This is a genomic window from Mesorhizobium sp. M0037, from assembly GCF_040323635.1.
Lineage (GTDB): Bacteria > Pseudomonadota > Alphaproteobacteria > Rhizobiales > Rhizobiaceae > Mesorhizobium.
The window spans coordinates 182942-198703 of sequence record NZ_JAMYVB010000009.1 but is presented as its reverse complement, the minus strand read 5'-3'; the positions used below and the strand labels follow the sequence as shown (position 1 = coordinate 198703).

Below are 15762 nucleotides of genomic sequence, written 5' to 3'. Positions count from 1 at the left end.
CGATGACGCTGGTTAAATCGCTGGCCGCCAAACCCTGGATAAGGTCGTTCATCGGCGCGATGTTCGTCTGGCTGGCGACCATCGCTTTCACCGGCGGCTATGGCGGCGGTGGCATGGTCACGGCGGCACTGTCGCTGGCGGTGTTCACCGTCATCGTCGGAGTCGGCCAAATGTTCGTCATCACGCTCGGGCCAGGCAATGTCGACCTGTCGCTGCCGGCCAATATCGGGCTCGCCAGTGCCGTCGCCATGAAGGTCATGGGCGGCAGCGATTCCATGATCGTGGTCGGGCTGCTCGCCGCGCTCGCCTGCGGCGCCGCCATCGGTGCCGTCAACTATCTCCTGATCTGGGCGCTGAGGATCCCGCCGATCATCGCCACTCTGTCGGCCAGCTTCATCATCCAGTCGATCGACATCAGCTATGGGCGTGGCCTGCAGATCAAGCCGCCGCCCGGCTTTGCCGATTTTGCGAACTGGCAAATCCTGGGCATTCCAGTGCTGGCGATCCTTACCGTATTGTTCAGCATCGGTGCGGCCATCGCCTTGCAGCGCATGATCTATGGCCGCTCGGTGCTGGCGATCGGCCAGAACATCCGCGCCGCGTGGCTTGCCGGCGTCAATGTCGGCCGCACCCGCTTCCTGACTTACACGCTGTCGGGCGCGCTCGGCGGCATGGACGGGGCGCTGCTCGCCGGCTATTTCCGCGGCGCCAATGTCGATATCGGCAACGAGTACCTGCTGGCCTCGATCGCCGTCGTCGTCATCGGCGGCACCTCGGTCGCCGGTGGCAAGGCCAATGTTCCCGGTGTCTGGGGCGCGGCGCTGTTCCTGGTGCTGCTTCTGACCATGCTCAACACGTTCGGCGTCAGCGCCGGCGTTCGGCTGTTGCTGACCGGGCTGATCATCGTCGGCGTCATCACCGTAGCCGGCGGCGAGAAAGCGCTGCGCTAAAAGGCGTGAGCCCGGCAGCAGTCCCGCCAAATTTGACCATGTGGACAAAAGTCCGCACCCGTTCCATAGTTCCGCGTCTGATTTCGGAACAGTCGGCTCGACACGGCTGTCAAACAGAGGGGCACTAGATGGAAAACCGGAAAAACAAATCGCAATCGACCGGCCTGTCGCGGCGCGACGTGCTGGAACTCGGCGCACTTGGCCTGGCCGCAGCCATGCTGCCGGGTGCAGCCCTCGCCAAGGACAAGAAGCTGAAGGTGGCGGCGATCTTCGCCACGCCGATCGAGGAGCCGTGGGACAACCAGATCCACGTCGCCCTGCAGAAGGCCGAGAAGGAACTCGGCATCGAATACAAATGGTCGGAAAAGGTGCAGACCGCCGATTTCAGCCGCGTCATGCGCGAATATGCGCAAGGCGGGTACCAGCTGGTGCTGGGCGACGCCTTCGCCGCCGAGCGTGAATCGCGCCGCACGGCAAAGCAGTTCCCGAAGACGGCATGGCTGTTCGGCTCGGGCGCCGGCCCGGCCGAGCCCAATTTCGGCGTCTTCGACAACTGGATCCACGAGCCGGCCTATCTGTCCGGCATGATCGCCGGCAAGATGTCGAAGTCGGGCACGATCGGCGCGGTGGCGGCCATGGGCATTCCGGAAGTGAACCGGCTGGTCAACGCCTTCTTTGCCGGCGCCAAGGAGGTCAATCCCAACATCAAGAAGAAGGTCGCCTTCATTGGCTCGTTCTTCGATCCGCCCAAGGCCAAGGAAGCGGCGGTCGCCCAGATCGATGCCGGCGTCGATGTCATCTATGCCGAGCGCTTCGGCGTCATCGAGGCGGCGGTGGACAAGAAGATCCTCGCCATCTCCAACATGTCCGACCAGTCGAGCCTCGGCCCCGACACGGTCATAACCGGGCCGGTCTGGGACATGTATCCGACGGTCGAGCAGGCGATCAAGCTGGTCAAGGCCGGTGTCTTCACCGCGCAGGATTATGGCGATTTCTCGCGCATGGCCAAGGGCGGGTCGTTCCTGGCGCCCTACCATAAATTCGACAAGACGCTGCCGGCGGATGTGAAGGATCTGGTCGAGAAGAAGAAGGCCGAGATCCTGGAAGGCAATTTCCGGGTGGATGTGGATGAGAACACGCCGGTTTCGGATTAGCTCGGCGTACCCTCCCCCTTGAGGGGAGGGTGGCCCGCAGGGCCGGGTGGGGTCCTCCGCGAAGTGCTCCATCCTGCTAAGTCATGGGTTGAGGCAGTTGAGGTGACCCCACCCGCCTCGCTTCGCTCGGCACCCTCCCCTCGAGGGGGAGGGGTATCTCCGCAGGAGCATCCTTGTCCGCCCCTCTCATCGAAATGCGCGGCATCACCAAGAGCTTCGGCGCCGTCAAGGCGAATGAGGCTGTCGATCTAAGCGTCGCCCCAGGTGAGATCCTCGGCCTGCTGGGCGAAAACGGCGCCGGCAAGACGACGCTGATGAATGTGCTGTTCGGCGCCTATGCGCCCGATGCCGGCGAAATTCTTATCCAGGGCAAGACCGTGCGGATCACCAGTTCGGCCGATGCGCTGGCCGCCGGCATCGGCATGGTGCACCAGCATTTTCATTTGGCGCCAAGGCTGACGGTCCTGGAAAACCTTCTGATTGGCATTCCCGGCAAATCCGGCCGCATCGACCGCGCCGGCGGACTTGCCCGGTTGTCCGACATCAGCCGTCAGTATGGGCTGACGCTGGACCCCAACCTGCCTGTCTCCGCGCTGTCGGTCGGCGAGCAGCAGCGGCTCGAAATCGTCAAGGCGCTGTTTCGCGGCGCCAGGCTGTTGATCCTCGACGAGCCGACGGCGGTGTTGGCGCCGAGCGAGGTCGACGGGCTGTTTTCGGCGCTGCGCTCGATGGCGGCGCAGGGGCTCGGCATCATCTTCATCTCGCATAAATTGAACGAGGTGCGGGCGCTCACCCATCGCTGCACCGTGTTGCGGCACGGCCGCGTCGCCGGCCGTGTCGACGATCCGGCGAACACGACATCGGCAGAAATGGCGCAGCTGATGTGCGGCCATGAGATCGTGCCGCCGGCAAGAGGACCTTCGACCCCAGGCGCGGCGGTGCTGACGCTCGACGGTATTTCCACCTCACGGCATTCGGGGACGCCGCTGCGCGATGTATCGCTTGCCGTTCGCGCGGGCGAAATCCTCGGCATTGCCGGGGTCTCCGGCAATGGCCAGCGGGCACTGGCCGAGGTGATTTCCGGCACGCGCGCGCCCGACGCCGGCGTGATGACGATAGCCGGCAAACCTGTGACGCGGTTCTCCCCGCGCGAGGTGCAGGCGCTCGGCCTTGGCCGCATCCCGGAAGACCGTATGACGACCGGGCTGGTCACCAATCTGCCGCTCGCCGATTCCATGGTGTTGCCGCGCATTGGTACTGCGGCTTTCAGCAGCCGGGGCCTGCTCAAGCCAGATGCGATCCGCGCCTTCGCCGAAGAACAGATCAAGGCCTATGACATCAGGTGCCCCGGGCCGATGACCCGCGCCGGCGCGCTGTCGGGCGGCAATCTGCAGAAGGCGCTGCTGGCGCGCGAACTGGCTTTCGACCCGAAGGTGCTGATCGTCTCGCAGCCGACGCGCGGCCTCGACATCGGTGCCGCCCGCTTCATCCACGAAAAATTCCTCGACATGCGTGCCAAGGGCTGCGGGATCATCGTCATCGGCGAGGATCTCGAAGAGCTGCTGGTGCTCTGCGACCGCATCGCGGTGATGTATGAGGGCCGCATCGCCGGCACGCTGGACAGCGCCGATGCGACCATCGCGCGGCTTGGGCTGCTGATGACCGGGGCGGAGGGCAGAGCCTAGATGGACTTTCTCACTCGGTTCCTCGCAGAAACCTCAAATAATACTGCCCGCTTTTGGCTGACTTTAAGCGTCAGCGCTGCCCCTCACCTGCCTGCCGGCATCCTCTCCCCGTATAGAGACGGGGAGAGGGGCTCTCACCCATGGTTTCGCCAATCACCACAGCTGCAAGAGGGGAGTTGCATAGGGCCCGGATCCCTTCTCCCCGTGTCTATTCGGGGAGAAGGTGCCGGCAGGCGGATGAAGGGCGGCGCGACCGTCTGGGCGGCGGAGGGGCATAGCTGATGTTCCGCCTCGAAGCCCGCAGTTCCACCCCCGCCTGGTTCAATCTCGCTTTGCCGCTGCTGGCCATCGGCGCAGCGCTGGTCCTGTGCAGCGGCCTCATCGCGCTGGCAGGCGCCGGCGTGCTTGAGGCCTATGGCGTGATGCTGTCGGCCTCGTTCGGCGACAGCTATGCCATCACCGAAACGCTGGTGCGCGCCGCCCCGATGATCTTCACCGGGCTGGCTGTGGCCGTCGCCTTCCGGGCCAAATTCTGGAACATCGGCGCCGAGGGCCAATTGCTGGCCGGCGCCGTGGCCAGCTGCTTCGTCGGCGCCATCCCAATGCCGGGCGCGCTGGCGATCCTGTCGATGGCGCTGGCGGGCGCTGCTGCCGGTGCCGCGGTAGCGCTGGTGCCCGCGACGCTCAGGGTCAAATTCAAGGTGGATGACGTCGTCAGCTCGCTGCTGCTCAACTCGGTCATCTACTATGCGCTGATGGCGCTGATCGAGGGGCCGTGGAAGGACTCGTTCAGCGGCTATCCGATCTCGCCGCCGATCGAGGATTCGGCGAATTTCCCGGTGCTGCTCGAAGGCACAAGGCTGCATCTGGGTGTCATCGCCGCGTTGATCGCGGCCCCGTTGATCTGGTTCCTGATCGTGCGCACCACGCTCGGCTTCCGGATCAGGGTCACCGGCGAAAGCCCGGAAGCCGCCCGCTATGGCGGCATACATGTCGAGCGGGTGCTGATCTCGACGGCGCTGCTGTCGGGCGCGCTGGCCGGGCTTGCCGGCGTCGGCGAGGTCGGCGGCGTGCATTTCCAGGTGATGAGCGACATTTCGCCGGGCTATGGCTATTCCGGCATCGTCGTTGCCATGCTGGCCAGGCTCAATCCGCTCGGCGTCGTACCGGCGGCGATCTTCCTGGCCGCCGTGATGACCGGCGCCGAAGCGATGTCGCGCGCCACCGGCGTGCCGGCGTTCCTCAGCGATGTCATCCAGGGCACGGCGCTGCTCGCCATGCTGGTGGCGCTGCTGTTCACGGCCTATCGCATCCGCCGCGTCGGTGCCGCCTTATGAGCGCGGTGTTCGAACAGATTTTTCAGGTCGGCTTCCTCGCCGCCATTATCCGCATCGCCACGCCGCTGGCATTTGCCACGCTGGGCGAGATGTTCTCCGAGCGGGCCGGCGTGCTCAATCTCGGTATCGAAGGCATCATGCTGCTCTGCGCGATGACCGGCTTTACCGCCGCCAGCCTCAGCGGCAGCCTGTGGCTCGGGGTGCTGGCCGCGGTGTTGACCGGCATGGCGATGAGCGCGCTGCATGCGCTGTTCACGGTGGCGCTCGGCCTCAGCCAGCATGTCTGCGGCATCGGCGTCACCCTGTTCTCGTCGGGCCTTGCCTATTTCCTCTACCGTCTGACCTTCGGCCAGCAATCGGTGCCGCCCAGCATCAAGGGTTTTCAGACGCTGCCGATCCCGCTGCTGTCGGATATTCCGGTTCTGGGGTCAGCGGTTTTCAACCAGTTTGCGCTGGTCTACTTGGCAATCATTGCCATCCCGGTCGCTGCTTTCGTGCTCTACCGCACGCCTTGGGGGCTGTCGGTGCGGATGGTCGGCGAGAACCCGCGCGCCGCTGATTCCGCTGGGGTCAGCGTCATCGCCACGCGCTTCCAGGCGGTCATCCTCGGCGGTGCGCTGATGGGGCTTGCGGGCGCCTTCCTCACCATGGCACAGTTCAACGCCTTCACCTTTGGTGTCGTGTCGGGCCGTGGCTGGGTGGCGATCGCGCTGGTCGTGTTCGGCCGCTGGGACCCGTGGCGCTCTGCGGGCGCGGCGCTGCTGTTCGCCTTCGTCGATGCGCTACAATTGCGCATGCAGGCGAGCGGCCTCGGGCATATTCCCTATGAGGCGTTCTTGATGCTGCCCTTCATTTTCACCATCGTCGCGATGGCCGTGATGTCACGCAACGCGGTTGCGCCGTCGGCGCTGCTGAAGCCGTTTCGACGAGAAGAGCGGTAAGGCGAGTAGGACTTGGCGCCCTTCCTCTCCCCCGATCGACGGGGGAGAGGAAGGGCGCCAAGCCTGGGATACTCACATCGCCGTAAAACCATTATCGACAAACAGATGCGTCCCGTTAACGAAGCTGGACTCATCGCTGGCGAGGTACAGCGCTGCCTTGGCCACTTCCTCCGGCTCACCGATGCGGCCCTGCTGTGCGGCCAATGCGGCGTCCGACACGTCGACGCCGAGCTTGCCGAGATCGGCGACCTCGCGCAGGCCGTGCGGCGTGCGGATGAAGCCGGGACAGACGGCGTTGCAGCGTATGTTGCGGTCGCGGAATTCGACTGCGATGGCGCGCGCGAACATGTGGCAGGCGCCCTTGGTGGTGTCGTAGAGCACCTCCATGGGTGTGGCCGCCACAGCCGAGATCGACGAGGTGCAGACGATCGAACCGCCACCGGCAGCGATCATGCCCGGCAACACGGCGCGCGTCATCAGGAACATCGAGCGGACATTGACCGCATGCAGCCAGTCCCATTCCTGCACTGTCGTCTCCAGGAACGGCTTTATCACGATGGTGCCGGCATGGTTGAACAACACCGTGGCCGGGCCGAGCCTGGCAGTCGCCGCCTTCACTGCGGCCTCGACCTGCGCCTCGTCCGAGACGTCGGCCACCCAGTGTTCGGCGATATGTCCCCGCGCGCGTATCGCCGCCGCAGTGGCTGCCGCCGCCTCGCCATTGCGGTCGATGATCGCCACCTTGGCGCCTTCGGCGGCGAACAATTCCGAGGCCGCTCCGCCCATTCCGGTCGCGCCGCCCGAGATGATTGCAATCTTGCCGGCTAGTCTTGTACCCATGTTCTGTTCCCGTTCCCGATCGAAATGATCCGCATTTATGCCGGAATGGCGATGCTATCGCCTATGCAGACGTCGGCCAAGCTTGTCGCTCGCTTGTCGCCAGCAGGGGTCCCCCAGCAATCCAAAACCAAATAATAAGGCATACTGAGAAAATCGTTCTACATATCGCCAAAAAATAGCACTCGACAAAGTCTACTGATTTTATAGATTAATCCGCAAGACGGAGGTCGATATGTCCTATATCCAGAACGCCGAGACGGACCGCACCAGCCAGAGGCTGGCCAATAGCCAGGCTTTCCGCCCGGCCTATGCCGGCGCCTTCGCCTATCTCGTCTTTGCCCTTGCGTTCGTGTTCACCGGGGCAGTCGTGCTCGGCTTGATTCCCTGACCCGTTCAGGCCGAAGGGTGGCGACCTATCGCTTTCAGTGAGTGACCGGAGTTGATGAACCGAATGCGGATGCGCTTTGGCGCTGACCGCTTGTTTTTACGCATGTCGTCGTCTCAAAAACCGGGGCCACTTTTGGGCGACATACATCCAACGTGATGGAGGAGATGGCAATGCCGATCGAGTTCACGCATGTTCCCGGTAAAACGCATGCCGCCGACGCCGGTTCGGCCGTTCCGTTCTTCTATGATTTCGTCGAGACGGCGACAAAGCTGTCGCTGATCGAGGATTCCGGCTTCCAGAACATCGTCGTCGACGACCCGGCCGGGCTGTTGACCAATATGGACATCGCCGCCCAGGCGCTGGACCGCACCTCGTCGCTGGAAGTGGTGCTGACGCACTGGGCCGGCGTGATCGCGCCTGCGGTTGCGGCGCGGCAACTGGCGGCGCTCGACGCCAGGAGCGGCGGCCGGCTGGCGCTGAGGATGCTGAGCGAGCCGCTGGATGACGACGATGCCGAGACGCGTCCGGTCGGCCACACCGTGGTCTGGCAGCGCATCGACGAATATCTGGTGCTGCTGAAGCGGCTGTGGTCGAACGACCGGCCCTTCGACCATGAAGGTGCGTTCTACAGCATCAAGGGTGGCTATGTGCCGCGCAAGGGGCCGCATGGCGTCGATATCACCATCCGCATGGGTGGCCAGTCCGGCACGGCGCTGAAGGTCGCCGGCCGCCATGCCGACGTCTTCGAGCTGGCGCCTGGTTCGCCCGACGAGATCCGCCAGCTGATGGAACGGGCGCGCAGCGCCGCCGCCGAGCATGGCCGCGCCGGCAAGCTGCGTTTTGCGCTTCCGGTCCGGGTCCGCTCGGAGGGTGGCGCCTCTACCGTCGGACACAAGGCGGTCGAACTTTCCGGACCACCGGCGCAGATCGCCCTGTCGCTGCTGTCCTATGCGGCGCTGGGCATCAGCGAGTTCATGATCGTTGGCGTCGACAGGCCGCGCGAGATCGCCGGCGTCGGCCGCGAGACGATCGCGCTCTTGCGTAATTCGCTGGCACGCCGTGAGGCGGAGGTGCCGCAGCCCGGCGCGTTTGCCTCGCGGGGCGGGTCGGATATTCACGCAGCTGGGTAGCGAGATCGCGATCGGGAACGCCGGCGGGGACAGCACCCCCCTCTGTCCTGCCGGACATCTCCCCCTCAAAGGGGAAGATTGGCAGCTTGAGCGCCGGCTCTCAACGTTGGTAATTGGCGAAAGCCGACGTGATGTCTGATCGCCCTCCTTGCGGGGGATGCCCGGCAGGGCAGAGGGGTGCTGTCCCGCCAGCGTCTAATCACCACTCAGCACTGCCAGCGCCTCCAACACCGCGTCAGATTCCGTCAGCGTACCAAATACCCCGTCCTCCACCGTCACCATATGCAGCGCCGCGTCATGCGCGTATTGGTCGCCGCTGGCGCAGGCATCGGCGATGGTCAGGCACTGGAAATTGCGGTCGCAGGCCTCGCGCAGCGTCGTGTGCACGCAGACATCGGTCGTGCAGCCGGAAAAGATCAGATGGGTGATGCCGCGTGCGCGCAGCACAAGTTCCAGGTCGGTGTAGGTGAAGGCGCTGTTGCAGGTCTTGTCGACGATGATGTCGTGCGGCGCGACGTCGATGTCGGCGACGATCTGAAAGCCGGGGCCGGAGCGCAGCAGCACGTCGGTGCCTTCGAGACCCGCCCGCTTGCGGCGCCATCTCTCGTACGGCGTCATGTCGGCCATGTCGCCGCGATATCCCTGCCTGGTGTGAATGATGGTGAGGCCGGCCGCGCGTGCCGCTGATATCAGTCGGTTGACTGTCGGCAGGATGGCGCGGAGCGGCGCGGGGTCATAACCCTTCCTGGCGAAATAGCCGGTCGGCGAGAGGAAATCCTCCTGCAGGTCGATGACCAGCAACGCGGTGTTTGCCGGCACCAGCCGGCCGTCATAGGGGAAATCGAACGGTATCGCCTTGATCATCGCAGCCTGCCTCAATTGCTGCCCGGTATCGTGGCCCAGCAACCCTGCGGCCGTCCATCCCTCAGTGCGACGACACCAGGTAGACCGATGCCAGGACGATGTGCCGTTGAGACATCGCGCCCACAATCGTTGGCCAAAAAAGCCATCTTGTTTGTTGACTACTAAACTCATGTTTTATAGTCAAGCAGGGGCACTCGGCCGCCTGAATTGTTTCCAGCGGCTGTGCCGCGTTTGAGAGAAGCCAGAATCCGTGGCTGGAGTTTTCGGGGTCGAGATCGGGGTGTTCCCGCATCCCGTCACCGACCAGCCGATCGGTACGTGCAATGACGAAGCGAGGACGAAGCGTGTCCAGAAATGGTTTGTTGGCGGCGCTGGCCGCGGTCATGCTGTCGGCCGGCAGCGCTGCTGCGCAAGAGCAGCCAAACACGCAGCCCAGGGTGACGACGGTGCCCGCTGCAGCTCCCCAGTCGGCGCGAACCGTAGTCGAACAGCCCGCACCGGCTGCGCCTGTCGCGCCGGCTTCGCCAGCTGCCGGGCAGGCGGCGCCGACCGCGCTACGGCCGGCAACCCAGCCCGGTGCATCCGCGCAGGCCGAGCCTTCGGCAATATGGCTGACGCTGCCGCACGATCTGTCGCCCTGGGGCATGTTCATGGCCGCCGACATCATCGTCAAGGCGGTGATGATCGGGTTGGCCTTCGCCTCGCTCGTCACCTGGACGGTGTGGCTGGCCAAATCGCTGGAGATTCTCTTCGGCAAGCTCGGCGCCCGTCGCGCTGCGCGCGCCATCGGCAATGCCGCCACGCTGCGCCAGGCCGGGCGCGCGCTTGGCAACAGTGGCGGCCCCGGTGCGCTTTTGGTGCGGGCGGCCGAGGAAGAGACTGCCCTTTCGGCCGGTGCGCTCGGCCATGTCACCGGCGACGGGCTGAAGGAACGCGTGACGTCGCGCCTGTCGCGCATCGAAGCGGCGGCGGCGCGGCGCATGTCGCGCGGCACCGGCGTGCTGGCGACGATCGGCTCGACGGCGCCCTTCGTGGGCTTGTTCGGCACCGTCTGGGGCATCATGAACGCCTTCATCGGCATCTCGCAGGCGCAGACCACCAACCTCGCGGTCGTCGCGCCCGGCATCGCCGAGGCGCTGCTCGCCACGGCGATGGGCCTGGTCGCGGCCATTCCCGCGGTGGTCATCTACAACGTCTTTGCGCGGTCGATAGCCGGCTACCGGCAGCTCCTTGCCGATGCCTCGGCCGGGGTCGAACGGCTGGTCAGCCGCGATCTCGATTTCCGCACGGTGCCGCAGGCGCCCGCGCTGGCGGCGGAGTGATGGGCCATGGCGGCTAGAATTCGCGAGACTATCGACGGCGATCTCGAGGAAAGCTACGAGATCAACGTGACGCCGTTCATCGACGTCATCCTGGTGCTGCTGATCATCTTCATGGTCGCTGCCCCGTTGGCGACAGTCGACGTCAATGTCGATCTGCCGGGTTCGACCGCGACACCGGCGCCGCGGCCGGAAACGCCGCTGTTCCTGACGCTGAAGGACGATCTGACGCTGGCGATCGGCAATGACAGCGTGCCGCGCCAGGCTTTTGCCTCCGTGCTCGACGGCAGAACCAAGGACGACAAGCAGACCCGCATCTTCCTGCGTGCCGACAAGGCGGTCGGCTATGGCGAGTTGATGGAGGTGATGAACCTGCTGCGCGGCGCCGGTTATCTGAAGATCGCGCTGGTCGGGCTGGAGAGGGTGCCAGCGGACGCATCCCCGCCGCACCCGGGCGCCGCCCCATGACGCAACTGGCCGCGGCCGTTCCCACCGCCGACCCGCCGGGCGCCGGCGCGCGCGAGATCGGTTTGTGGGCGGCTGCGGCCATTGTCATTGTCGGCGCGCATGTCGCGATCGCCTATGCCGTGCAGAGCTTCAGCCTAGCCAACATGGCCGATGGCGGCCCGCCGGCTGTGGCTATCGAGCTGTCGCCGATGATGGTGGCGCCGGCGGTGCGGGTGGACTCAGCGGCCGACGTGGTGACGCCCGAGCCGCCGAACCAGATCGAGGAGGCGGTTGCCGAACTCAAGCCGGTCGTGGAGCCCGAGCCCGGTCAGCCGGAGCCGGTCACCGAGAAGACGGAAGCGGTTCAACCCGCCGCTCCGATCGAGACGGCAGCGGCCGAGCAGCCCGATCAATCGCCGCCGCTGGATGAGGTGGTGCCCGACATCGTCCCGACCATAGCGCCGGATGTGGTCATTCCGCTGCAGACCAGGCCGGTGGAGACCAAGCCGACGGAGGACAAGCCGGTGGAGGACAAGCCGATCGAGAAGGCGAAGAAGGCTGCCGAAAAACCCAAGCCGAAAGCAAAGAAAGAGAAGAAGGAAAAGGCCGCGCCGGCGAAAGCGGTCGTGACCGCCAGTGTCGATCAAAAGGCAGCGGCGAAGGCGTCGGCGCCGAAGGCTTCGCAATCGAGTGGATCATCAGTCAATGCAAGCAAATGGAACTCCCAGCTGATCGGATGGATCAATCGGCACAAGCGCTACCCGAGCGCGGCAAGGTCGCGGCGCGCCGTGGGTACCGCAAATGTGACCTTCGTCGTCAGCGCTTCGGGCAAGGTGACCTCCGTCCGGCTGACACGATCTTCGGGGGACGCCGATCTCGATCGCGCCGCGCTCGGCATTCTGCAGGGTGCGACGGTGCCCGCGCCACCGCCTGAGAAGGCCGGTACGGCTGTCGTGGCGCCTTTGATGTTCACGCTGCGGAACTAGAAGCAGCCGGACAAGGCCGATCCCATGACCACGTACTTTCCCGCTTGACTGACCCGCCGGACCGAATACGCTAGCGCAAAATACCGGCCTTGGTCGCCGGGCGGCAAATATGCCTCGCATGCCTCGCCCTCCGGCGCTGGCTGCGGGGCATTGTCATTTCTGAGGATCGGTTTGAAACGGCGTATCGAGATCGGCATCCTGTATTCCCGCTCGGGCAGCTACCAGCTGGTCTCCGATGCGTGCCGGATGGGCGCCATGCGCGCCATCGCCGACATCAATGCCGATCGGAGCTATGGCATCGAAGTGGTTCCGGTCGAGCGCGATCCGCAAAGTAATGCCGATCGCTACGCGACTTTGTGCGAGGACATTTTCAGGACCAGCAGCGCGCGCCATGTCGTCGGTTGCGTCACCTCGTGGAGCCGCAAGGAAACCATCCCAGTGCTGGAGAAGGCCGGCGGCATGCTCTGGTATGCCTGCCCCTATGAAGGGTTCGAGGCCAACGAGCATGTCGTCTACATGCACGCCTGCCCCAACCAGCATCTGGTTCCGCTGATGGCGCATGTCGTGCCGCGTTTCGGCGCCAACGGCTTCCTGCTCGGCTCGAACTACATTTGGGGCTGGGAGATGAACCGCGTGGCGCGCGACCTGATCGCGGATGCCGGCGGCAAAGTGCTGGGCGAGCGCTATCTGCGCATCGGCGAGACCGACGTGTCGCGGCTGATCGCCGAGGTCCGGGCGACGCGGCCGAGCTTCATCCTCAACAATCTGATCGGCACCTCATCCTACGCCTTCCTGGCGGCTTACCGCGAGCTGGGCGATGAGGATGCGGCATTCAGGCCGGAAAACTGCCCCGTCATCTCCTGCAACCTCACCGAAGGCGAGTTGCCGGCGATCGGCGAGACAGGGAAAGGGCATCTGTCGGTCGGGCCCTATTTCGCGCCCCGGCCGGCTGCCTTCGCTTCGTCCTTCGAGGCCTCCGCCTATGCCTCGGTGCAGGTGATGGCCGACGTGCTGTCGCGCGACACTGATGCCGGCCCGGCGGAATTTTCCAAAGCCTTCGCCGAGCGACGCTTCTCCACCCGGCTCGGGCCGATCGCCATCGACGCCCACTCCCAGCACGCGACGCTGCCGGTGATCATCGGCCGGATCGCCGATGGCTTCTTCGAGGTCGTCAGCCAGGAGGATGAGGTCGCGCCGGATCCCTATCTGTCGCGCTACGACCCCGCCAAGACATTCGGCCGTCCGCGCCTGAGGGTGGTGTCATGACCCGGACGCGCATCCCCAATCTCGGCGGCGCGCGGGCTTTCATCCTGCATCGCCCGCATCCGACGGTGCAGGCCATCACCAGGCAATTGTCGGCCATCGGCCTGGCTACGATCGACTGCTGGCCGGAATTGCCGCCGGAAGCTCTCGCCGCCGATTTCGTTTTCTTCGATGCCGATCTCGGCTTTGACGAGCAATTCCCGTGGAAGCCGGGCGAGGGGCCGATGCCGCTGGTGGCGCTGATCGGTTCCGAGGCGCCGGGGCGTATCGAATGGGCGCTGTCGCACAAGGCCGATGCGCAGCTGCTGAAGCCGGTCGGCAATGCCGGTGTGTACAGCGCATTGCTGATCGCAAGGCAGAGCTTCGAGGCACGCAAGCATTTAGCCGGCGAGATAGCGTCGCTGCGCCAGCGCGTCGCCGAGCGCCAGACCATTGTGCGCGCGGTGACGGCGCTGTCGAAAGGCAGCGATGACGAGCGTGCCTATGCACAACTGCGATCGCTGGCGATGAGCTGGCAGATCAGCGTCGAGGATGCCGCGCGCAGGATCGTGGCAATGACGGATGAGGAAGGCGGCGATGACCAGTCCCATCGCGCCTGATCTCCCGGTACGCATGCCGGCAAAACCGCGCGCCGGCGTCTGGCGTCGGCTGGTCAAACGCCGCCTGGCGCTGCTCGGGCTGGTCATCGTCGCCATTGTTGTCGCCGGCGCTGTGCTGGCGCCCCGGCTGACCGGCTACGATCCCAACGAGCAGATGTTCGACGGCCTGACCATCGAGGGCTCGCCGCTGCCGCCCAGCGCCCAGTATTGGCTCGGCACCGACCTGCTCGGACGTGACCTCTTGACCCGCATCCTCTACGGCGCCCGCACCTCGCTGATCATCGGCATCGTCGCCAATGGCGTGGCGCTTTTGATCGGCACTTTGGTGGGCGTCACCGCAGGCTATTTCCGCGGCTGGATCGGCAGTGCGCTGATGCGCTTCACCGATCTGATGATGGCGTTCCCGGCGCTGCTGCTCGCCATCTGCCTGGCGGCAGTGTTTCAGCCGAGTCTGTGGATCGTCGCCATGGTCATCGCGCTGGTCAACTGGGTGCAGACGGCGCGTGTCATCTACACCGAGACCTCATCGCTGGCCGAGCGCGAGTTCATCGATGCCGAGCGCAGCATCGGGGCGAGTGCGCCGCGCATCCTATTTCGCCACATCCTGCCGCATCTGCTGCCGACCATCATCGTCTGGGGCACGCTCGGCATCTCGACCACGGTTCTGCTCGAGGCGACGCTTTCCTTCCTCGGCATCGGTGTGCAGCCGCCGACCGCGTCGTGGGGCAACATCATTTTCGAGAACCAGACCTATTTCCAGGCCGCGCCCTGGCTGGTGTTCTTCCCCGGCGCCGCAATCCTCGCGTTGGCGCTGGCCTTCAATCTGATCGGCGACGCGTTGCGCGACATCCTCGATCCGACGCAAAGGGGCCGGGAATAATGGGGGGCCGGTCATGATCGCCTATCTCGGCCGCCGGCTGATCCAGTCGCTGCTCATCCTGCTTGGCGTCTCGCTGATCACTTTTGCGCTGCTCTACCTCTTGCCGGCCGACCCGGTGCGGCAGATCGCCGGCCGCAGTGCCACGCCGCAGACGGTGGAAAACATCCGCCAGCAACTCGGCCTCGACCAGCCTTTCGTGGTCCAGTACTGGCACTATCTGACGAAGCTACTCAGCGGCGATCTCGGCCGCTCCTACATCCAGCGCTCGGAGGTCACCGAACTCATCGTCTCGCGGCTGCCGGCCAGCCTGCTTTTGATGGTCGGCGCCATCCTTTGCGAATTGCTGATCGGGCTCTCGATGGGCCTGATCGCGGCCGTCAAGCGCGGCACCGCCACCGACCAGACGCTGATGGTCGCCTCCTTCGTCGGCGTCTCGGCGCCGCAATTCGTGGTTGGCCTGTTGCTGCTCTACGTCTTTGCCGTGCGGCTAAGCTGGTTTCCGATCGGCGGCTACGGCACATGGCGCCATCTGGTGCTGCCGTCGTTGACCATGGGTGTACTCGGCGCCGGCTGGTATGCGCGCATGATGCGCTCGTCGATGATAGACGTCCTGCGCCAGGATTATGTCCGCACGGCGCGGGCCAAGGGCCTGGCGCGCAGCGCCATCATATTCCGCCACGCACTGCCGAATGCCATCCTGCCGGTCATCGCCATGATCGGCATCGACATCGGCATCTTCATGGGCGGCATCGTCGTCGTCGAAAGCGTGTTCGGCTGGCCCGGCATCGGTCAGCTGGCGTGGCAGGCGATCCAGCGCGTCGACATTCCGATCATCATGGGCGTCACGCTGGTGTCGGCCTTCGCCATCGTGCTCGGCAATCTGCTCGCCGACATCATCGCGCCGTTCATCGATCCCCGCATCAAGCTCAGATGAAAATGAAACAGAGAAAGGGAACACAACAATGAAAAAGTTTCTCGC

At 65.0% G+C, this 15762-nt stretch carries 16 protein-coding genes; 14 read left to right on the top strand and 2 right to left on the bottom strand.

Going from position 1 to position 15762, the window contains the following annotated elements:
• Positions 1 to 2 precede the first annotated feature (2 nt).
• The 5 genes from NKJ78_RS16130 to NKJ78_RS16110 all read left to right on the top strand — a co-directional run bounded on the left by NKJ78_RS16130 (position 3) and on the right by NKJ78_RS16110 (position 6067).
• Positions 3 to 950 carry an ABC transporter permease gene (locus NKJ78_RS16130; RefSeq protein WP_352460301.1) on the top strand — a complete coding sequence of 316 codons (948 nt, stop codon included), beginning with the start codon at positions 3 to 5 and terminating at the stop codon, positions 948 to 950.
• Positions 951 to 1078: 128 nt separating this feature from the next.
• Positions 1079 to 2104, top strand: coding sequence for a BMP family protein (locus NKJ78_RS16125; RefSeq protein WP_023694458.1), 1026 nt, complete (start codon positions 1079 to 1081; stop codon positions 2102 to 2104).
• Between the two features lie 173 nt (positions 2105 to 2277).
• Positions 2278 to 3789, top strand: coding sequence for an ABC transporter ATP-binding protein (locus NKJ78_RS16120; RefSeq protein WP_023747356.1), 1512 nt, complete (start codon positions 2278 to 2280; stop codon positions 3787 to 3789).
• 281 nt (positions 3790 to 4070) lie between these two features.
• Positions 4071 to 5126 carry an ABC transporter permease gene (locus NKJ78_RS16115; protein WP_023683937.1) on the top strand — a complete coding sequence of 352 codons (1056 nt, stop codon included), beginning with the start codon at positions 4071 to 4073 and terminating at the stop codon, positions 5124 to 5126.
• A complete protein-coding gene (locus NKJ78_RS16110) occupies positions 5123 to 6067 on the top strand; it encodes an ABC transporter permease (RefSeq protein ID WP_023747355.1) in 945 nt (314 codons plus the stop codon). Before NKJ78_RS16115 ends, NKJ78_RS16110 begins: the two co-directional genes overlap by 4 nt.
• A gap of 72 nt (positions 6068 to 6139) precedes the next feature.
• On the opposite strand, the gene NKJ78_RS16105 is transcribed toward NKJ78_RS16110, so the two are convergent.
• Positions 6140 to 6907: an SDR family NAD(P)-dependent oxidoreductase gene (locus NKJ78_RS16105; protein WP_023686096.1), complete on the bottom strand. Its 768-nt coding sequence runs from the start codon at positions 6905 to 6907 to the stop codon at positions 6140 to 6142.
• A 232-nt stretch (positions 6908 to 7139) separates the two neighbouring features.
• On the opposite strand from NKJ78_RS16105, the gene NKJ78_RS16100 reads away from it, so the two are divergent.
• Positions 7140 to 7295 carry a hypothetical protein gene (locus NKJ78_RS16100; protein WP_023670454.1) on the top strand — a complete coding sequence of 52 codons (156 nt, stop codon included), beginning with the start codon at positions 7140 to 7142 and terminating at the stop codon, positions 7293 to 7295.
• A gap of 170 nt (positions 7296 to 7465) precedes the next feature.
• Positions 7466 to 8425 (top strand): LLM class flavin-dependent oxidoreductase, encoded by a 960-nt coding sequence (locus tag NKJ78_RS16095; RefSeq protein ID WP_023732922.1) that lies wholly within the window; start codon positions 7466 to 7468, stop codon positions 8423 to 8425.
• Between the two features lie 195 nt (positions 8426 to 8620).
• On the opposite strand, the gene NKJ78_RS16090 is transcribed toward NKJ78_RS16095, so the two are convergent.
• Positions 8621 to 9289 (bottom strand): cysteine hydrolase family protein, encoded by a 669-nt coding sequence (locus tag NKJ78_RS16090; RefSeq protein ID WP_023686098.1) that lies wholly within the window; start codon positions 9287 to 9289, stop codon positions 8621 to 8623.
• Between the two features lie 344 nt (positions 9290 to 9633).
• On the opposite strand from NKJ78_RS16090, the gene exbB reads away from it, so the two are divergent.
• From exbB to NKJ78_RS16055, 7 genes are all read left to right on the top strand, one after another.
• Positions 9634 to 10611 (top strand): tonB-system energizer ExbB, encoded by a 978-nt coding sequence (gene exbB / locus NKJ78_RS16085; RefSeq protein WP_352460300.1) that lies wholly within the window; start codon positions 9634 to 9636, stop codon positions 10609 to 10611.
• 6 nt (positions 10612 to 10617) lie between these two features.
• Positions 10618 to 11076: a TonB system transport protein ExbD gene (gene exbD / locus NKJ78_RS16080; protein ID WP_023737951.1), complete on the top strand. Its 459-nt coding sequence runs from the start codon at positions 10618 to 10620 to the stop codon at positions 11074 to 11076.
• Positions 11073 to 12041: an energy transducer TonB gene (locus NKJ78_RS16075; protein WP_023737950.1), complete on the top strand. Its 969-nt coding sequence runs from the start codon at positions 11073 to 11075 to the stop codon at positions 12039 to 12041. Before exbD ends, NKJ78_RS16075 begins: the two co-directional genes overlap by 4 nt.
• A gap of 171 nt (positions 12042 to 12212) precedes the next feature.
• Positions 12213 to 13307, top strand: coding sequence for a transporter substrate-binding protein (locus NKJ78_RS16070; protein ID WP_023732923.1), 1095 nt, complete (start codon positions 12213 to 12215; stop codon positions 13305 to 13307).
• Positions 13304 to 13903, top strand: a complete 600-nt coding sequence (locus NKJ78_RS16065; RefSeq protein ID WP_023737949.1) for an ANTAR domain-containing response regulator — start codon at positions 13304 to 13306, stop codon at positions 13901 to 13903. Before NKJ78_RS16070 ends, NKJ78_RS16065 begins: the two co-directional genes overlap by 4 nt.
• Positions 13881 to 14783, top strand: coding sequence for an ABC transporter permease (locus NKJ78_RS16060; RefSeq protein WP_023693235.1), 903 nt, complete (start codon positions 13881 to 13883; stop codon positions 14781 to 14783). The genes NKJ78_RS16065 and NKJ78_RS16060 overlap by 23 nt, the downstream gene beginning before the upstream one ends.
• Before the next feature lie 13 nt (positions 14784 to 14796).
• Entirely contained in the window at positions 14797 to 15717 is a 921-nt protein-coding gene (locus NKJ78_RS16055) for an ABC transporter permease (RefSeq protein WP_023698726.1), read from the top strand.
• Positions 15718 to 15762 lie beyond the last annotated feature (45 nt).